This window comes from Thermoactinomyces vulgaris (assembly GCF_003688725.1).
In the GTDB taxonomy this organism is placed as follows: domain Bacteria; phylum Bacillota; class Bacilli; order Thermoactinomycetales; family Thermoactinomycetaceae; genus Thermoactinomyces; species Thermoactinomyces vulgaris.
Genome location: NZ_REFP01000009.1, coordinates 278,243 through 293,879, shown reverse-complemented (window position 1 = coordinate 293,879; position 15,637 = coordinate 278,243). Strand labels below are relative to the sequence as shown.

The following is a 15,637-nucleotide window of genomic DNA, read 5'->3' as shown; positions in this document are numbered from 1 at the left end:
GCTATCCGCCTTTCTTCATGTCTCGATGTGCGATTCGACAATGCTCCTGTTTATTGAAAGTCTGATACAAATACTCTGCAATGGCCACGGAACGATGTTTTCCTCCCGTGCATCCGATTCCGATCACCAGTTGCGACTTTCCTTCCCGTGCATACCGGGGGATCAAAAACTCCAACAAAGTGGTCAACTTCTCCAAAAACTGTTTGGTTTCCGTCCATTTCATGACGTATTCGGCCACTTCGGGGTCCCGTCCGGTTTGCGGACGAAGGGAGTCAACATAATGGGGATTTGGCAAAAAGCGCACATCGAAAATAAGATCGGCATCGATGGGGATGCCATGTTTAAATCCAAAGGATACAAAGGTCACCATCATTTTGGCCGAATCTTTCTCCGAAATCATGACGGCGATTTTCTCCTTCAGATCGGAAGGCTTCAAATCGCTCGTGTCGATGAGATAGTGTGCACGGCCTTTGATCTCTTCCAACAACCTGCGCTCTTTTAAAATGGCATCCAACGGCGTGCTGCCGGGATAAAGCGGATGGCGACGCCTCGTCTCCTTAAACCTTCGAACCAGTGTGTTGTCATCAGCATCTAAAAAGATAATCCGCGGGTGAATCCCGTGATTTTTAACCAACAGATCCAGTGAATCAAGCAAAGAAGAAAAAAACTCCCGGCCTCTTAAGTCAATCACCACGGCCACTTTATGGTATTTGCTCTTTGATTCTTTCAGAAGCTCTGCAAATTTGGGCAGCAAGATCGGGGGCAAATTGTCTATGCAAAAGTAGCCTTGATCTTCCAAGCTTTGCATCGCTACGGACTTTCCAGCTCCGGACATACCGGTGATGACAACCATATTCACTTCTTGTTTTTGTTCCACGGCCATCACCTCTGAGGCAACCATTTCCTCTTATTATACATTATTTTCCCGTCCTTGCTAAAAGACCCGCAGCCCCGATGAATCCGGCTTGGTTACCCAACCGTGCCAACTCGATCCGGACACCTTGGCCGGCATTTTGTTGCACCTGCTTCCGGTAGTGGTTTTCCAAGGGCTTCAGCAAAGCATCCCCCGCCTTGGAAACACCGCCTCCTATAATGAACAGCGAAGGATTTACCACGACCGAAAGAATGGCCATCGCCCGGGCAAGCGCATCAACGGCCCTTTCCACTGTTCTTTTGGCCAGGAAATCTCCTTTTTCCGCTTCGGCGAAAATTTCTTTGGTTGACAACGTTCCGTTTTGAACCGGAAGTACCAGCGAAGATTCTTCCCCTGCCTCCACCGCTTCACGAACCAGCCGCACCATTCCGGTCGCCGATGCGATCGTTTCCAAACATCCGGTTCGTCCACAGTTACACAACACCCCGTCCGGATCAATCGGAATATGCCCGATCTCCCCGGCAATGCCCCGGGCACCGTGTAAAAGTTTGCCGCCGGCAATAATGCCTCCGCCCACACCGGTTCCGAGTGTGATCAACACCACATTTTGCTCACCGGCACCGGCACCGGTCCATACTTCTCCGAGCGCGGCAACATTGGCATCATTATCAATCTTCACAGGTACTTCAAACGCCGACTCCAGCTGATCACGAATCGGGACATCCCGCCAACCCAGATTGGTCAAATACTTGACAACACCGCCGGGAATATCGAGAAAGCCGGGCAATCCCACACCCACTCCCCCGATTTCCTCCCACGGCACCCGGGCCTCTTTGGCCAAGTCCTGTGTATGGCGTACCATCCGGCGAATCACGCCGTCCGGACCTTCTTCTTTTAGTGTAGGTTTTTCTATGTCTTTGATCACATTTCCGTTCTGATGAACCAATCCGATTTTCATATTGGTTCCACCCAGATCGATTCCGACGAAATACTGCTTCACGTCCACACCCCTCATCGTTCCGGCTGGATTAAATCTTTTTTCAAAATGTTTTAATAGCTATATTTTGATTCATTTTATAATATCATGATTAATTTATGTCATCAATGTAGAACTAAACCGCCGGCAAACACCGGCGGTTTCGGATTCAAAGCCTTTACACCTGGCTCAAAAAGCTTTCGATTTGTTCTTTTGTCTTTGCATGGCGACTCGGCAACCGGTCGACTTCTTTTCCGTCACGATAAACGATAAAGGTCGGGATTCCTTTTACATTGTATTCATCGGCAATTTCCTTGGATTCATCCACATCCAGCTCTGCAAATTCAAACCGCCCGGAAAAGCGATCGGTGATCTCAGGCAGATCAGGCGCGATCCGTTTGCAATCAATACACCACTTTGCACTGAATTCGACCACTTTATCCCCTTCTGCAATAAAGTCGTGAAAGTTTCCTTTGTCCACTTTTTTCACAACGATCCCTCCCCTTTCCTCAGGAAAAACATTCTTTGGCGATGGTTTCCAACTGTTTGGCAAGCCGGGATACCGTTGACATGGATACTTCGTATTTTTTGGCCAGTTCTCGCTGAGTCACGGCCACCCCATGATATTTTGCCGTCAAATATTCCAGAGCCGCCGCCCATCCCTCCACTTTTCGAACCACCGAAAAGTCACGGTTTCTTGCAGCCCATTCGAACCACAGCCGTTCGATCTCCTTACAGAGGTGGGCGGTGGATGTTTCCTGAACATGCTCCAGACAGCATTCCAACACTTTTTTCCACTTATGATTCACTTCAATGACCGAAGGAAGAGGATCTTCCGGTTCCCCGCTTTCCGTGCGGCTCAATTCGCGAAGCACCATTTGCGCCAACTGTTTCAATTCCTCGTCTTCTTCCGGTTGTGACACAAACTGCTCCAACAATTGTTTCACTTCATCATCCGAAAACCAAGTCAAAAACTTGATGACTTGCCTTTTCGTTTGATGATCGCCCCGGCTCAAAGCCCAGAAAAAAGCAGAGCGCAAAAGCAGATTGCTCTGTAATTGCTTGACAATCTCCTCGTTGGGGCCGAACAGTTCCATCCGGTTTAATTGCTCTTCAAACGGAAGCTGGTAATGATAAGGGAGCTTCGGCGGTTGATCCAACTCCACCCATTGGTCCATATGTTTGTAATAGAAAGCCGCGATCGCTTCCCTGCCTTCGAGATTCATTGCCTTTTTCCAATATTGCCGGGCTCTTTCAAAGCGGCCGCAGTTCCAAGCCGCAACCGCCGTGTAATGGTAAAACCCGGGTTCCTGAATTCCGTCGACTTTCAAAAGGCGGGAAAATAATGCGTACGCCACTTCATGTTCTCCCAAAATCCCCAGCGTGGTTGCCAATTTATAAGTATTTTCCTGATGAAACGGAACCAGTTTTTTCAACATATCAAGAATGGCCCGTTCCTTTTTTTCGTCACCGAGATTCCGGGACAAAACCGCCAGATTGCACAATGCATGCAGATTATTGGGGTCGATCTTCAGCACATGTTCGATCAATCCCGTCGCCTTTTCCAAGTCCCCCGTGTAATAATAAGCCAATGCCAGATTGTTTTTCGCCGCCAAAAACTCCGGATGCGCCTCGGAAATTTCTTCGAGCAGTTGTATGGCCTGGAGAAACTTCCCTTCTTCCAAATAACTGCGTGCTCTTTCATGATCCTCAATATAGCCGGGCTGGTTCACCGGCTTCCATTCTTTTGGGGGACGTCCGAGCTCCTGGGCAATCATGTAAAGCATTTCTTCTGCTTCTTCTGCAAAGTCTCCGTAAGGATCCCGGCTCAAATATTGCAACAAATATTCTTCGGCCCGTTCCAAATCGCCCATGTTGGCCGCGTTATTCGCCATATAAAACCAGCATTCATATAAATCAGGATCCACTTCTTCCAAAACGGACATCAGCACTTGATTGGACTCTTGAAAGCGCCCCAGTTCCGAAAGAATGCCGGCCAGGTTGCAGTGATTCACCGGATTTCCCGGTTCCTTTTCCGTCGCCAAACGAAAATATTTGACCGCTTTGTCGTAACGGTGGCGGTCAAGGTAATATAAGGCCCGTTCAAAGAAAAAGCCGGCATCCATCCGCAAACGGATGATTTTTTTATTTTTTTGGCGGTCTGCTCCGGCCTGTGATTTTCTCATGAATTTCCCCTCCACCCAGCACAATGTTTTCGCCAGGCTGGTGTGTGGTTTTTTGGTAGTATACCAAATTCGTAACATTCTCAGGGTAATTGTCAACGATTTGACATAAAATGATGCAAATACAGAAATAAATTTCAAAACCCGAACAAGAAAGCCATGAATGAAGTTGTTTCATTATTTTATTCAATTATAGCGCAAACACAAGGGGATCACCAAGAATCCTGGCAAAAAAATGGATAATATTTCTAAAAGGATCCAACAAATTTTAACAGCCATCTTTTTAACATGGATCCATTTAAATATTACAACAAAACATCAATATATGGAGAGTCTCAAACAAAATAAAAAACAAGGGAACACATGATCCCTTGTCTGTATTTTTAAAGATTTGCTATTGATTCCGATCTTTTAATACACGGAGCACCTCATCCAGAGGCAATTTTTGTTCCCGCAGCAAAACAAACAAGTGATAAAGGAGATCCGCCGTTTCATTGCTCAGCTCTTCGGCGCTGCGGTTTTTGGCGGCAATGATCACCTCGGAAGCTTCTTCACCGACTTTTTTCAAGATCTTGTCCAATCCTTTGTCAAACAAATAAGCCGTATAAGAGCCTTCGGGCCGTTCTGCTTCTTTTTTGGCAATCACCGATTCCAACTTATTGATCATCTGAAAGCGGCCGGCGGTATCTTCCGGTTGCTCCTTAAAACAAGAGTAGGTTCCTTGGTGGCAAGCCGGCCCCTCGGGAAGCACCTTCACCAAAATCGCATCCCGGTCGCAGTCCGTCTGAACGGACACCACTTTCTGCACATTTCCGGAAGTTTCCCCTTTATGCCAAAGTTGATTGCGGGAACGGCTGTAAAACCAGGCTTCCTTTGTCTTCAGCGTCAATGCCAATGCTTCGCGGTTCATATAAGCCAAGGTCAAAACTTCTTTGCTGGCCGCATCCTGCAGTATTGCCGGCACCAGCCCTTTTTCGTCAAATTGAATATCATCCGGATGGATCAACGCACATTCACCCCGTTTTCTTTTAAAGCCTTTTTCACTTGATCGATCCCGACTTCTTGAAAATGAAAAATGGAAGCCGCCAACGCCGCATCCGCTTCGGTTTCCAGAAACACTTCCACAAAATGTTCCACCTTGCCGGCCCCGCCGGAAGCAATCACCGGAACGCCCGCTTTTTGGGCAATTTGCCGGGTCAGTGGCAGATCATAACCGTTCTTGTGCCCGTCCCGGTCCATACTGGTTAATAAAATCTCCCCGGCCCCTCTGCCAACGGCTTCCACGGCCCAGTCCACGGCCCGCTTGTCCGTTCGTTTCCGTCCGCCGTGTGTATAAACAAACCAGTCTTTTTCATCCGGGTCATACTTGGCATCAATGGCAATCACGATGCATTGGTGGCCAAACCGTTTGGCGCCTGCTTCAATCAATCCGGGATTCAAAACAGCAGATGTATTGACCGACACTTTGTCCGCTCCCGACCGCAAAATGTCATACATGTCTTCCTCCGTACGGATTCCCCCACCCACGGTGAAAGGGATGCTCAGCTGCTCCGCGGCTCTTCTCACCACATCCAGCATGATTTTCCTCCCTTCGTGGGAAGCGGAAATATCCAAAAAAACGAGTTCATCCGCCTGGTTCCGGTCATAATAAGCCGCCAGCTCCACCGGATCGCCCGCATCCTTTAAATCAACAAAAGAAACCCCTTTGACTACACGGCCGTCTTTGACATCTAAACAAGGAATGATGCGTTTGGTTATCATAAATTCGCCTCCTTTGTCGCACGGATGGCTGACGGAAAGTCGATGGCTCCGGTGTACAACGCTTTTCCGACAATGGCTCCTTTCACGCCTTCATGTTGATAAGAAGCCAACTGTTTCAGATCTGCCACCCGATGAACACCCCCGGACGCGATCACCGTTTTCCCGCATACACCCGCCAGGTCCCGCACGGCCCCGATATTCGGACCAGTCAGCATTCCGTCTCTGGAGATGTCTGTAAAGATAAACGTTTCCGCACCCCAGTCACTCATTTGTTGTGCCAATTCCCCCGCTTTCACCCGGGATGTCTTCAGCCAGCCATGGGTGGCGACAAATCCGTCCCTGGCATCCAGACCGATGGCGATATGCGCGGAATAAAGCTTCAATGCCTCTTTCACAAACGCCGGATCATCAATGGCTGCGGAACCGATGACCACCCGGCGGACACCCCATTTTAAAAGCCGCTCCAACCGCTCCATATTTCGGACGCCCCCGCCGATTTGAACCGGAACCGGAGAGAATTCAACAATCTTTTGAATGATGGAGGCATTTTCCATCCCTCCAGAACGCGCCGCATCCAAATCCACGATATGGAGCCATTCCGCTCCCTGTTCGATAAACGTTTGTGCCACGTTCAGCGGATCTTCGCTGTACACCGTTTCCTGACCGTAATCCCCTTGTTTGAGCCGGACACACTTGCCGCCCCTTAGATCGATGGCCGGATAGATGACAAAACTCATGATGTCCCCACCTTTTCACTGAGCTTGGCAAACCGTTCCAACAAGGCAAGTCCCAGCTTGCCGCTTTTTTCCGGATGGAATTGCATGCCGTAAATGTTTCCGCGGGTGACCACCGCCGCCACCGTCTGATGGTAATCGGTGGTGGCAATCACATCTTCGGGATTGTCCGCTTGGATATGATAGGAATGGGCAAAATAAACATGTCCTTCTTCCAATCCCTTAAATAACGGATGCGGATGTTTAAAACTCAGCCAATTCCACCCCATATGCGGAATCCGGTATTCCCCTTCAAACCGGACCACGTGGCCGGGCAGCAAATTTAATCCCTGATGATAGCCATGTTCATCACTGCTGGTGAACAACAATTGCATTCCCAGACAAATCCCCAAAACCGGTTTGTTCCGGCGGGCCGCTTCCTTGATCACCGCGGCCAGATCCCTTTGGGTCAGTTCATACATCGCCTTTCCGAACGCACCGACTCCCGGCAGGATAATCGCATCCGCTTCAAGAATTGTTTCCCGGTCAGACGCGATGACACTGTCATAGCCCATCCGTTCCAATGCTTTGGACACACTATGCAAATTTCCCATTCCGTAATCGACAATGACAATCATCACAAGACTCCTTTCGATGAAGGGATTCCCTGTACGCGGGGATCCATCTGCACCGCATCATCCAATGCTCTCCCCAATGCTTTGAAACAAGCCTCGATCATATGATGGGTGTTTTGGCCATAGTGAAGGATCACATGCAAAGTGATGCGCGCTTCAAGCGCCAATTTCCAAAAGAATTCATGGACAAGCTCCGTGTCAAAACGACCCACCTTCTCACTCGGGAATTCCGCCCGGAATTCCAAATGGGGACGGTTGGACAAATCGACCACCACCTGGCCCAACGCCTCATCCATCGGAACAAAAGCATTGCCATAGCGGCGGATTCCCCTTTTGTCCCCGAGCGCTTCCCTCAACGCCTGTCCCAGACAGATGGCGATGTCTTCCACGGTATGATGATCATCAATATGGGTATCTCCTTTAGCTTCGACAAACAAATCAAATTTCCCGTGTTTTGCAAACAGATCCAGCATGTGTTCCAAAAACGGGACGCCTGTCTTCAAATTGGTTTGTCCCATCCCATCCAATTGCAATGCCAAAGAAATCTCGGTTTCCCTGGTTTGACGGGAGATATTACTCATCCGCTTCCCTGTTTTCACCAATTCCCTCACCTTCCCTTTTCTTTGCCATCCGTACCCGGACCGATTCGGCATGCGCCGTCAGTCCTTCCGCTTCCGCGAGGTACATCACTTTGTTCCCGTCACGGTAAAGCGCCTCCGGACTGTAGGAAATGACACTGGTCTTTTTCACAAATTGATCCACGCTCAGCGGTGAAAAAAAGCGGGCCGTTCCGCTGGTCGGCAACACATGATTGGGCCCGGCCCAATAATCCCCCAACGGTTCCGGACTGTGTTCACCCAGGAAGACGGCACCCGCGTGTTTAATTTTGGCAAGCCAATGCCAAGGATCGCGAACCATCAGTTCCAGATGTTCGGGCGCCAGCTGATTTGCGGTTGACACCGCTTCTTCCATATCTTTCACCACACAAACGGCACCGAAATTTTTGATGGATGCTTCCGCAATCTCGCGGCGCGGCAACCGGCGGCATTGTCTGTCCACTTCCTCCGCGACGCGTTCAGCCAAAAAGCGGGAAGGCGTGATACACACAGCGGAGGCCATCCGGTCGTGTTCCGCCTGGGAAAGCAGATCGGCCGCCACATAAACCGGATCCGCCGATTCATCCGCAAGGGCCACGATCTCACTCGGACCGGCGATGCTGTCAATATCCACTTGGCCGAACACCGCCCGTTTCGCCAACGCCACATAGACATTGCCGGGCCCCACAATCTTGTCCACACGGGGAATACTTTCCGTCCCATAGGCCAAGGCAGCAATCGCCTGAGCTCCTCCGACCCGGAAGATGCGGTCCGCACCAGCAATTTTTGCCGCCACCAGCGTCGTTACATACACCTCCCCGTTTTCAAGCGGGGGAGTCACCATGATCACCTCGTTGACGCCGGCGGTTTTGGCCGGAATCACATTCATCAACACAGATGAGGGATAAGCTGCTTTTCCTCCCGGCACGTAAACTCCGACCTTTTCCAAAGGAATGACTTTTTGTCCCAAAACGGTTCCGTCTTCCTCTGTAAAAAACCACGACTGTTGCCGTTGGTGTTCATGAAACTTCCGGATGCGTCCGGCCGCTTCGGTCAAAACCCGGACCAACTCCGGATCCGCCTGCTCCATGGCTTCTTCAATTTCTTCCGGACTCACTTCCCATTTTTGAACGTCGGCACCGTCAAACTGAAGTGTGAAGGTACGCAGGGCTTCATCGCCTTTTTTCCGGACCAGGTCAATGATCTCTTGCACCGCTGACAACGGTTCTTCCGTTTCAATCCCGGCCCGGTGGAGACGTTTTAAATCCTCCCGCGAGACAATTTTGATCACAGACGCCCCTCCTTTTCAATCACGCGTTCCAAATCACCCAAAATTTTTTGGATCCGTTCATTCTTCAAGCGGTAACTTCCTTTATTGGCAATCAACCGCGAGGTAATATCGGCAATACAACACCACTCCACCAAACCGTTTTCCTTCAGTGTCCGGCCGGTGGAGACAATATCGACAATCCGCTCAGCCAATCCGATGATCGGAGCCAGTTCGACTGATCCGTGCAGGCTGATGATTTCAACCTGCTGTCCTTGTTCCTTAAAATATTGTTCTGCAATCCGCGGATATTTGGTTGCCACCTTCGGATGGGGGGAAAGGGTGGATTCCGGCTTCCCGGCCACAGACATCCGGCAGGGACTGATTTTCAAATCCAGTAATTCATAAACATCACGGGATTGCTCCATCAGCACATCTTTCCCGACCACACCGAGGTCTGCTACTCCATATTCCACATAGGTCGGGACATCCATCGGCTTGGCCAAAAAAAAGGTCATTTCGTTCTCCGGTACCGACACCACCAGTTTTCGCGAATCCAGATCATCCGCTTTCGGAACCGGCAGGCCGGCTTGTTGAAACAGGTCAAAAGCTTCCTCCATCACCCGCCCTTTGGCCATGGCGATCGTTAACACGTGGACCACTCCCCTTCGCCGGCGATCGTCAAAACTTCATCCACATCCGGTGTCCGGTCTGCCCGGCTTCCCACCGGCTGCATGATCACCGCACAACCTTGCTCCCGTAAGGAACGCACTTTCCGATAAGCTTCCTGTTGCAAATGAGGTTCATAAAAAACTGCGATCCGTTTCGGCGATGCCGGTTTTAACGGACTGGCCTCCAACAGGCGGTCGGTTTTTAAAGCAAAACCGGTTGCCGGAAGATCCGTGTGGAAAGATTGATAAAGCTGGTCATACCGTCCTCCGCTGACGAGGGGAAATCCCATCCCTTTTGCATAGCCCTCAAAATAAACGCCGGTATAATAACCGAGACTCCCCACCAAGCTCAAATCCACTTTCACTTGCGACACACAGCCAAAAATCTGCAACTGGTCCCAAACCCGTTTCAGATAACAAAATTTTTCCCGCACTTCTTCTGTTTTGGCCGACGCAGACAGTTTTTTCCAATCTTTCCCTTCCAGTCCCGGTTTTGTCAGCTCCATGATTTCTTGCCGTTCTTCAAGGGAAAGATCCAACTCCTCCAGAATGCGGCGAAATGCAACCAAATCCCTGACTTCCAATGTTTCTTTCAACTTTTCAATCGCTTCATCCCGATGAATCCGTTCCCTTAAAAATCCTTCCAAAAGTCCGACATGGCTGAGTACGATGGTCGGAGCACCGATGCCACAAGCCTGGATCGACTCCACGGCCAAAGCGATCACTTCCCCGTCGGCTTCCGGCCCCGCTTGTCCGACCAGTTCCACCCCCGACTGAAATTTTTCGCTGTTTCGGCCTGCTTCCTTCTCTTGGGCGCGGAAAACCGTCCCGTGATAAAACAGGCGCAGCGGCAAAGGCTCCCTTTTTAAAACCGAAGTCACCAACCGCGCGATCGGAGCGGTCTGGTCGGGACGCAAAACCAACAGATTCCCGTCCCGGTCCATGCATTTAAACATCCGCGAAACGGGAATCTGGCTGGATTGTCCCACTGTATCAAAAAATTCCAAGGCCGGCGTGCAGACTTCCTGATAGCCCCACTTGACAAAATGATCCCGGACCCGGTCTTCCAACAAACGTTTCTTTTCCGCAATGAGCGGCGGAAAGTCCCGAAAACCCATTGGTTTTTCAAATGTCTGCGGTTTGGTCATCGCACTCCCCTCCGCTTCGCTTTATCTTATTAAATCGATAATGAGTTAAAGTATCGTTTCAAGTAGTATAACATGAAGCACTTCTTATTGACTAGTGTTTTGTTTTTTCTTTCAACCATTCGGCCAAACCGATCAATGCTTTGCGGCGGTAAGAATAAGTCTGCCATTCTTCTTCGGACAGCTCACTCAGCACCCTCGACTCCCCTTCCGGTATAAAAATCGGGTCATAGGGGAAGTCGGTGACGGGACTTTCCGATTGTTCGATTTGCTCAACGATATGCCCTCTGGTTTCTCCGCTGAAAATCTTCATTTCCCCGTTGAAGCAGATGCCGACCGCTCCCTGGAACCAGGCTTCTCTCTTTTCCCCGTGCAAAAGTTTGCGGATTCCTTTGTAGCCAATCCGTTCATAAATCCGCTTGGACAAAATCCCGGGGAAATCTTTGTAAGCCGCAAAATAGATCCCGGCATCATCCACCATGAATTGATCCAGCCCTTGTTTACGGACTTGTTTCAATTTGGCCCGGGCTGTTTCTTCCACCGTTCCTTTATCCGGTTCCACAAAGGCAACCGTCTTCTGCTCCACGTCAATTCCGAAAGGCGCCAGGATTCCTTTGGCTTCTGCCACTTTTGCTTTGTTTTGAGTCACGAAAAAAAGTTTCATTTTTTCCCCTCCGATGGTTCGATCTGACTTTGATTTTTTCTCATTTTAACGCTAATTCTCTTGCATCAGAAATAAATAATACACTGCCAGCCGCATTATTTTTACAAAAAAGACATAAACGATCGGTTCAATGCGAATAAATACACTAGAGACTTTAACAAGGAAGGCGAAAGCAATGGGCTACTTGGGACTCTCTTTCCTGGCAACCGGGATCGTTCTGGAACTGATCGGAATCTTTCTGGTATATCGGGGAAAAAACCAATCATTGGAACCCATAATGATGGGCCTCGTTTTCCTGTTGGTTGGAATGATTTCCATATAAAACCGGCGTTTAAAACCCGAAGCTTTTTTGTGTTTTTTTGAAAACGTTTACAAATAACGGCGGATTTTAACGATCTCTTCTTTTTGCTGTAACAAATTTGTGATAAAAACCATGAAATCATCTTGAAAAGATTCGATTAATTCTACACAATGATTAATAAAGGTATTAAAATTGAATTATTGGGTTTAAGTAATGAACTTATCTGTTAATTATCAATTACTTATTTCCGATCAAATATATTTCCAGAAAGATATAAGGAAAGAGGGGTTTTTATTTATGTATAAGATCATTGGTTACTACAAAAGAAAAGATGGAATTGAAGAGTTTGCAGAGGAATTAAAAAATACATTGATCCCGAGAATCTTAAAAATCCACGGTGTAATTAAAGTGGAAGTGACGGAATTGATGGTTTCCAACAGCAGCCCGACCGATGTGACACCGGATAACGATTTTGCTTTAATGTGCGAAATTTACTTCGCAAGCCCCGATGCCCTGCAAAAAGTCTTAGCCAGCGAAGAAGGACAAGCCGTTGCCCAAAGCTGGATCAACGATGCAGCCGATTACCTGGTGGCCTATGTAGGGAAAGAACAAGTCTTCAGAGCGAACCTTTTCACCAATTTAAATTATTAATTACATATGACGGACGATCCCCTCTGTTTTGGAAACTCTTGATACACATTCTGCTGACTGGCCGGTACAAGCCAGTCAGCTTTTTTTTGTCCACCCCTTGTGGTATGCTACCTTCAGATATTTGCGGTAAAGGAGAAGTCACACCCATGAACTACCAGTTATTTCGAAAAGTGTTGTTTCGGATGGATCCGGAAACCGCCCACAACTGGACCGTCCGGGGATTGAAATGGATGCAGTCTGCTTCCTTGATTCAAAAGACCGTCTCCAAACCATTCACCATCCAAGATCCGCGCCTTGCCTCCGAATTATGGGGTATTTCTTTTCCAAACCCGGTGGGAATGGCAGCCGGATTCGATAAAAACGCCTATGTTTATCCGGCACTTGCCGCTTTGGGATTCGGCTTCGTGGAAGTCGGCACCCTGACTCCCCGTCCGCAAAACGGGAATCCCCGTCCCCGGTTGTTCCGCCTTCCGGAAGATAAAGCCGTGATCAACCGGATGGGATTTAACAATCACGGGATTGCCGCGGCGAAAGAATCCTTTGAACGATTGGGACATCCCGCCATTCCGGTCGGCATTAATTTGGGTAAAAACAAAGACACCCCCAATGACAAAGCAGTGGAGGATTATACCCGCGGTCTCCAAGAACTGTATCCCTACGGCGACTATTTTGTAATCAATGTCAGCTCCCCCAACACCAAAGGGCTTCGCGACCTCCAGCACATCGAGGCATTGCAGTCGTTATTGACGGAAATAATGAACCAACGAACGAAATTGGAAAAAATCGATCAAAAAAGAAAGCCCGTTCTGTTAAAGATCGCTCCGGATCTTGAAATCCAGACATTAAAAGAGATTGTCTCCACGGCGGTTTCCTTGCGGATTGACGGCATCATCGCCACCAACACCACGTTGTCCCGTAAAGGATTGACCGCCTCGGCCCGACATGAAAACGGAGGTTTGAGCGGAAAGCCTTTGCGGGAAAAATCAACCGAAATGATCCGACACATTTATTCCGTAACACAAGGCAGCATTCCCATCATCGGTTCGGGAGGCATTTTTTCGGGACAACATGTCATCGAGAAACTGAAAGCGGGGGCCAATCTGGTTCAAATCTATACCGGCATGATTTATCAGGGACCCGGGATCGTCAAGCAAATCAACCAGGAATTGATAAGACAGATGGAAAAAGAACAAATCAGCCATTTTACCGAATGGATCGGCCAACACTTGCAGGAAACAAAAAGACGGGTTCCCTTGTAAAAGCCCGTCTTTTTCCTGTCAAAACATTTCAGGTGGCTTTGACATTTCAATGGTGCTGACCATCTTCTTGGAGATGACAAACATTTCCCCGTCCACCTCGATGGAAAGGGTGTATTTGTCAAAATCATTGACTTTCCCTTGATATTGGTATCCGTTGACCAAATATATTTTGACGGTATCCCCCTTTTCCTTTAATTGGCTTAATATTTGGTCTTGTTCTCGGTTCATCCCCTGTCACTCCCCTTTCTCTTTCCTTGTTTCTTTTTCTTGTATTTAAATCCTTCCTCCGGCCGCTGCTTTTTTATATAGAAAATTCTTTATTTTTAAAATGAAAATATTGTTATGAAAAATGCTATAGATATATAATTAAAGATAGAGAACCACTTCAGACATAAAAGGGGGAATCCGGTTTGAGGAGAATTTTGGGGATCTCGCTTCTTCTTTTCAGCATGGTCTTTTTCAGTTTCAGTCCGCCGGTCAGCTATGCAGCCGACGATCACTTTCAACCGGGAACTTTATATGAAACGTTCCAGCAGGCTGCCAAGGAATTTCAGGTTCCCGATGAAATTTTACTGGCTGTCAGTTATGCCGAAACCCGCTGGCAAGACCATCACGGACAACCCAGCCAGCTCAACGGCTACGGGTTGATGCACCTGGCCGACAACCCGTACAACCAATCATTGAAAGAAGCCAGCCGCCTGTTGAATCTCCCCGAATCCACATTGAAGACAGATATCAAACAAAACATCCGGGGAGGCGCTGCCGTTTTGGCCGAACTGGCCAAGGAAAACAATCAGGGCCAGATCCCGCAAAATTTGGCTGACTGGTATACCACCGTGGCCGATTACAGCGGGTTATCCTCCGACTTGGCTGCCAAATGGTATGCCGATGAAGTTTTCAAAATCATCAATGAAGGCGCACAACGGGTGATTGACGGGGAAGATGTTTTCATTCAGCCGACTCCGGTAACACCTCATACAGGAAAGTATGAACAAGTGGAAAAGCAACCGGAAAAACAGGCAACGCCCGATTACCCTGGTGCCAAATGGGTGGCCGCTTCCAGTTCCAACTATACAGCGGCCAATCGCGAAAGCGACGGCAATTCCATCGACTATGTCATCATTCATACGACACAGGGCTCTTACAGCGGCACGATCAGCTGGTTCCAAAATCCGGCAGCCAGTGTCAGCGCCCACTATGTAATCCGTTCCAGTGACGGAGAAATTACCCAAATGGTTCAAAACAAGGACATTGCTTGGCATGCGGGAAACTGGAACTACAACGTCCACAGCATCGGGATCGAACATGAAGGATACGTCAGCGATCCGGCTTGGTACACGGATGCCATGTACCGCGCTTCAGCCAACCTGACCCGCTGGTTGTGTGACCGGTACGGCATTCCCAAAGACCGAAGCCATATTATCGGACACAATGAAGTGCCGGGCGCAACCCATACTGATCCGGGTTCCCACTGGGATTGGAACTACTATATGTCTTTGGTCAAGGAGTCTCAAGAACTCGTTTTTGACAACACCGGCGCAAAAATGGCCAGCGACGCATGGGGAACCAGCAGCTGGAATTCCCAAAAATACGGAAGCAACTATCATTTTGCCGAACCGGTGCTTGCCAGCGACCCTTTCTGGTACCAAATCAACATTCCTTCCTCGGGATACTATGATATTTACGGCTGGTGGCCAGCCAACAGCGGCTATAACTCCAACACGCCCGTGATCATCAAAACATCTTCCGGCAACCAAACAGTTTATGTCAATCAGCAACAAAACGGCGGCAAATGGAACTATCTGGGCCGTTTTCACATGTCGCAAGGCACTGATTATAAAATTGCCGTATCCAGATGGTCATCCGGTTCCGGTTATGTGGTGGCTGATGCCTTCAAGCTGATTAAACAATAATTTTTTCTCTGTTCCTCCTTGAATGCGA

Annotated in this window: 17 protein-coding genes; 3 read left to right on the top strand and 14 right to left on the bottom strand. The window is 48.8% G+C overall.

Going from position 1 to position 15,637, the window contains the following annotated elements:
* Position 1 precedes the first annotated feature (1 nt).
* The 13 genes from rapZ to ATH33_RS08645 all read right to left on the bottom strand — a co-directional run bounded on the left by rapZ (position 2) and on the right by ATH33_RS08645 (position 11,485).
* Positions 2–883 carry an RNase adapter RapZ gene (rapZ, locus tag ATH33_RS08705; protein WP_037997447.1) on the bottom strand — a complete coding sequence of 294 codons (882 nt, stop codon included), beginning with the start codon at positions 881–883 and terminating at the stop codon, positions 2–4.
* Positions 884–917: 34 nt separating this feature from the next.
* Positions 918–1,874, bottom strand: a complete 957-nt coding sequence (locus tag ATH33_RS08700) for an ROK family glucokinase (protein WP_231564641.1) — start codon at positions 1,872–1,874, stop codon at positions 918–920.
* Positions 1,875–2,028: 154 nt separating this feature from the next.
* Positions 2,029–2,340 carry a thioredoxin family protein gene (locus ATH33_RS08695; RefSeq protein WP_037997434.1) on the bottom strand — a complete coding sequence of 104 codons (312 nt, stop codon included), beginning with the start codon at positions 2,338–2,340 and terminating at the stop codon, positions 2,029–2,031.
* 19 nt (positions 2,341–2,359) lie between these two features.
* A complete protein-coding gene (locus ATH33_RS08690) occupies positions 2,360–4,036 on the bottom strand; it encodes a tetratricopeptide repeat protein (RefSeq protein WP_242062460.1) in 1,677 nt (558 codons plus the stop codon).
* A gap of 391 nt (positions 4,037–4,427) precedes the next feature.
* Positions 4,428–5,039 (bottom strand): bifunctional phosphoribosyl-AMP cyclohydrolase/phosphoribosyl-ATP diphosphatase HisIE, encoded by a 612-nt coding sequence (gene hisIE / locus ATH33_RS08685; RefSeq protein ID WP_037997438.1) that lies wholly within the window; start codon positions 5,037–5,039, stop codon positions 4,428–4,430.
* On the bottom strand, positions 5,036–5,794 hold the full coding sequence (hisF, locus tag ATH33_RS08680; protein ID WP_062843244.1) for an imidazole glycerol phosphate synthase subunit HisF: 759 nt from the start codon (positions 5,792–5,794) through the stop codon (positions 5,036–5,038). Before hisF ends, hisIE begins: the two co-directional genes overlap by 4 nt.
* Positions 5,791–6,531 (bottom strand): 1-(5-phosphoribosyl)-5-[(5-phosphoribosylamino)methylideneamino]imidazole-4-carboxamide isomerase, encoded by a 741-nt coding sequence (gene hisA, locus ATH33_RS08675; protein ID WP_037998088.1) that lies wholly within the window; start codon positions 6,529–6,531, stop codon positions 5,791–5,793. Before hisA ends, hisF begins: the two co-directional genes overlap by 4 nt.
* Positions 6,528–7,145: an imidazole glycerol phosphate synthase subunit HisH gene (hisH, locus tag ATH33_RS08670; RefSeq protein WP_037998086.1), complete on the bottom strand. Its 618-nt coding sequence runs from the start codon at positions 7,143–7,145 to the stop codon at positions 6,528–6,530. Before hisH ends, hisA begins: the two co-directional genes overlap by 4 nt.
* Positions 7,145–7,723, bottom strand: a complete 579-nt coding sequence (gene hisB / locus ATH33_RS08665; RefSeq protein WP_037998100.1) for an imidazoleglycerol-phosphate dehydratase HisB — start codon at positions 7,721–7,723, stop codon at positions 7,145–7,147. Before hisB ends, hisH begins: the two co-directional genes overlap by 1 nt.
* Positions 7,716–9,026: a histidinol dehydrogenase gene (gene hisD / locus ATH33_RS08660; protein ID WP_121874334.1), complete on the bottom strand. Its 1,311-nt coding sequence runs from the start codon at positions 9,024–9,026 to the stop codon at positions 7,716–7,718. The genes hisB and hisD overlap by 8 nt, the downstream gene beginning before the upstream one ends.
* A complete protein-coding gene (hisG, locus tag ATH33_RS08655; RefSeq protein WP_121874289.1) occupies positions 9,026–9,667 on the bottom strand; it encodes an ATP phosphoribosyltransferase in 642 nt (213 codons plus the stop codon). Before hisG ends, hisD begins: the two co-directional genes overlap by 1 nt.
* Positions 9,652–10,824: an ATP phosphoribosyltransferase regulatory subunit gene (gene hisZ / locus ATH33_RS08650; RefSeq protein ID WP_037998083.1), complete on the bottom strand. Its 1,173-nt coding sequence runs from the start codon at positions 10,822–10,824 to the stop codon at positions 9,652–9,654. Before hisZ ends, hisG begins: the two co-directional genes overlap by 16 nt.
* Before the next feature lie 91 nt (positions 10,825–10,915).
* Positions 10,916–11,485 (bottom strand): non-canonical purine NTP pyrophosphatase, encoded by a 570-nt coding sequence (locus ATH33_RS08645; RefSeq protein WP_037993311.1) that lies wholly within the window; start codon positions 11,483–11,485, stop codon positions 10,916–10,918.
* A 598-nt stretch (positions 11,486–12,083) separates the two neighbouring features.
* Here ATH33_RS08645 and ATH33_RS08640 point away from each other — a divergent pair.
* Both ATH33_RS08640 and ATH33_RS08635 read left to right on the top strand, forming a co-directional pair.
* Entirely contained in the window at positions 12,084–12,437 is a 354-nt protein-coding gene (locus ATH33_RS08640) for an EthD family reductase (protein ID WP_037993309.1), read from the top strand.
* Positions 12,438–12,583: 146 nt separating this feature from the next.
* Positions 12,584–13,696, top strand: a complete 1,113-nt coding sequence (locus tag ATH33_RS08635; RefSeq protein ID WP_037993305.1) for a quinone-dependent dihydroorotate dehydrogenase — start codon at positions 12,584–12,586, stop codon at positions 13,694–13,696.
* 18 nt (positions 13,697–13,714) lie between these two features.
* Here the strand turns inward: ATH33_RS08635 and ATH33_RS08630 are convergent, their stop codons facing one another.
* Positions 13,715–13,924: an RNA chaperone Hfq gene (locus ATH33_RS08630; RefSeq protein WP_037993303.1), complete on the bottom strand. Its 210-nt coding sequence runs from the start codon at positions 13,922–13,924 to the stop codon at positions 13,715–13,717.
* Between the two features lie 182 nt (positions 13,925–14,106).
* Here ATH33_RS08630 and ATH33_RS08625 point away from each other — a divergent pair, with 182 nt between their 5' ends.
* On the top strand, positions 14,107–15,609 hold the full coding sequence (locus ATH33_RS08625; protein ID WP_121874288.1) for a golvesin C-terminal-like domain-containing protein: 1,503 nt from the start codon (positions 14,107–14,109) through the stop codon (positions 15,607–15,609).
* Positions 15,610–15,637 lie beyond the last annotated feature (28 nt).

Bases quoted from the DNA above. Each gene is read 5' to 3' on its own strand.
- ATH33_RS08630 (WP_037993303.1), bottom strand. From the start codon at position 13,924: ATGAACCGAGAACAAGACCAAATATTAAGCCAATTAAAGGAAAAGGGG.
- hisB (WP_037998100.1), bottom strand. From the start codon at position 7,723: ATGAGTAATATCTCCCGTCAAACCAGGGAAACCGAGATTTCTTTGGCA.
- ATH33_RS08640 (WP_037993309.1), top strand. From the start codon at position 12,084: ATGTATAAGATCATTGGTTACTACAAAAGAAAAGATGGAATTGAAGAG.
- hisH (WP_037998086.1), bottom strand. From the start codon at position 7,145: ATGATTGTCATTGTCGATTACGGAATGGGAAATTTGCATAGTGTGTCC.
- ATH33_RS08645 (WP_037993311.1), bottom strand. From the start codon at position 11,485: ATGAAACTTTTTTTCGTGACTCAAAACAAAGCAAAAGTGGCAGAAGCC.
- ATH33_RS08690 (WP_242062460.1), bottom strand. From the start codon at position 4,036: ATGAGAAAATCACAGGCCGGAGCAGACCGCCAAAAAAATAAAAAAATC.
- rapZ (WP_037997447.1), bottom strand. From the start codon at position 883: ATGGCCGTGGAACAAAAACAAGAAGTGAATATGGTTGTCATCACCGGT.
- hisA (WP_037998088.1), bottom strand. From the start codon at position 6,531: ATGAGTTTTGTCATCTATCCGGCCATCGATCTAAGGGGCGGCAAGTGT.
- hisZ (WP_037998083.1), bottom strand. From the start codon at position 10,824: ATGACCAAACCGCAGACATTTGAAAAACCAATGGGTTTTCGGGACTTT.
- hisF (WP_062843244.1), bottom strand. From the start codon at position 5,794: ATGATAACCAAACGCATCATTCCTTGTTTAGATGTCAAAGACGGCCGT.
- ATH33_RS08635 (WP_037993305.1), top strand. From the start codon at position 12,584: ATGAACTACCAGTTATTTCGAAAAGTGTTGTTTCGGATGGATCCGGAA.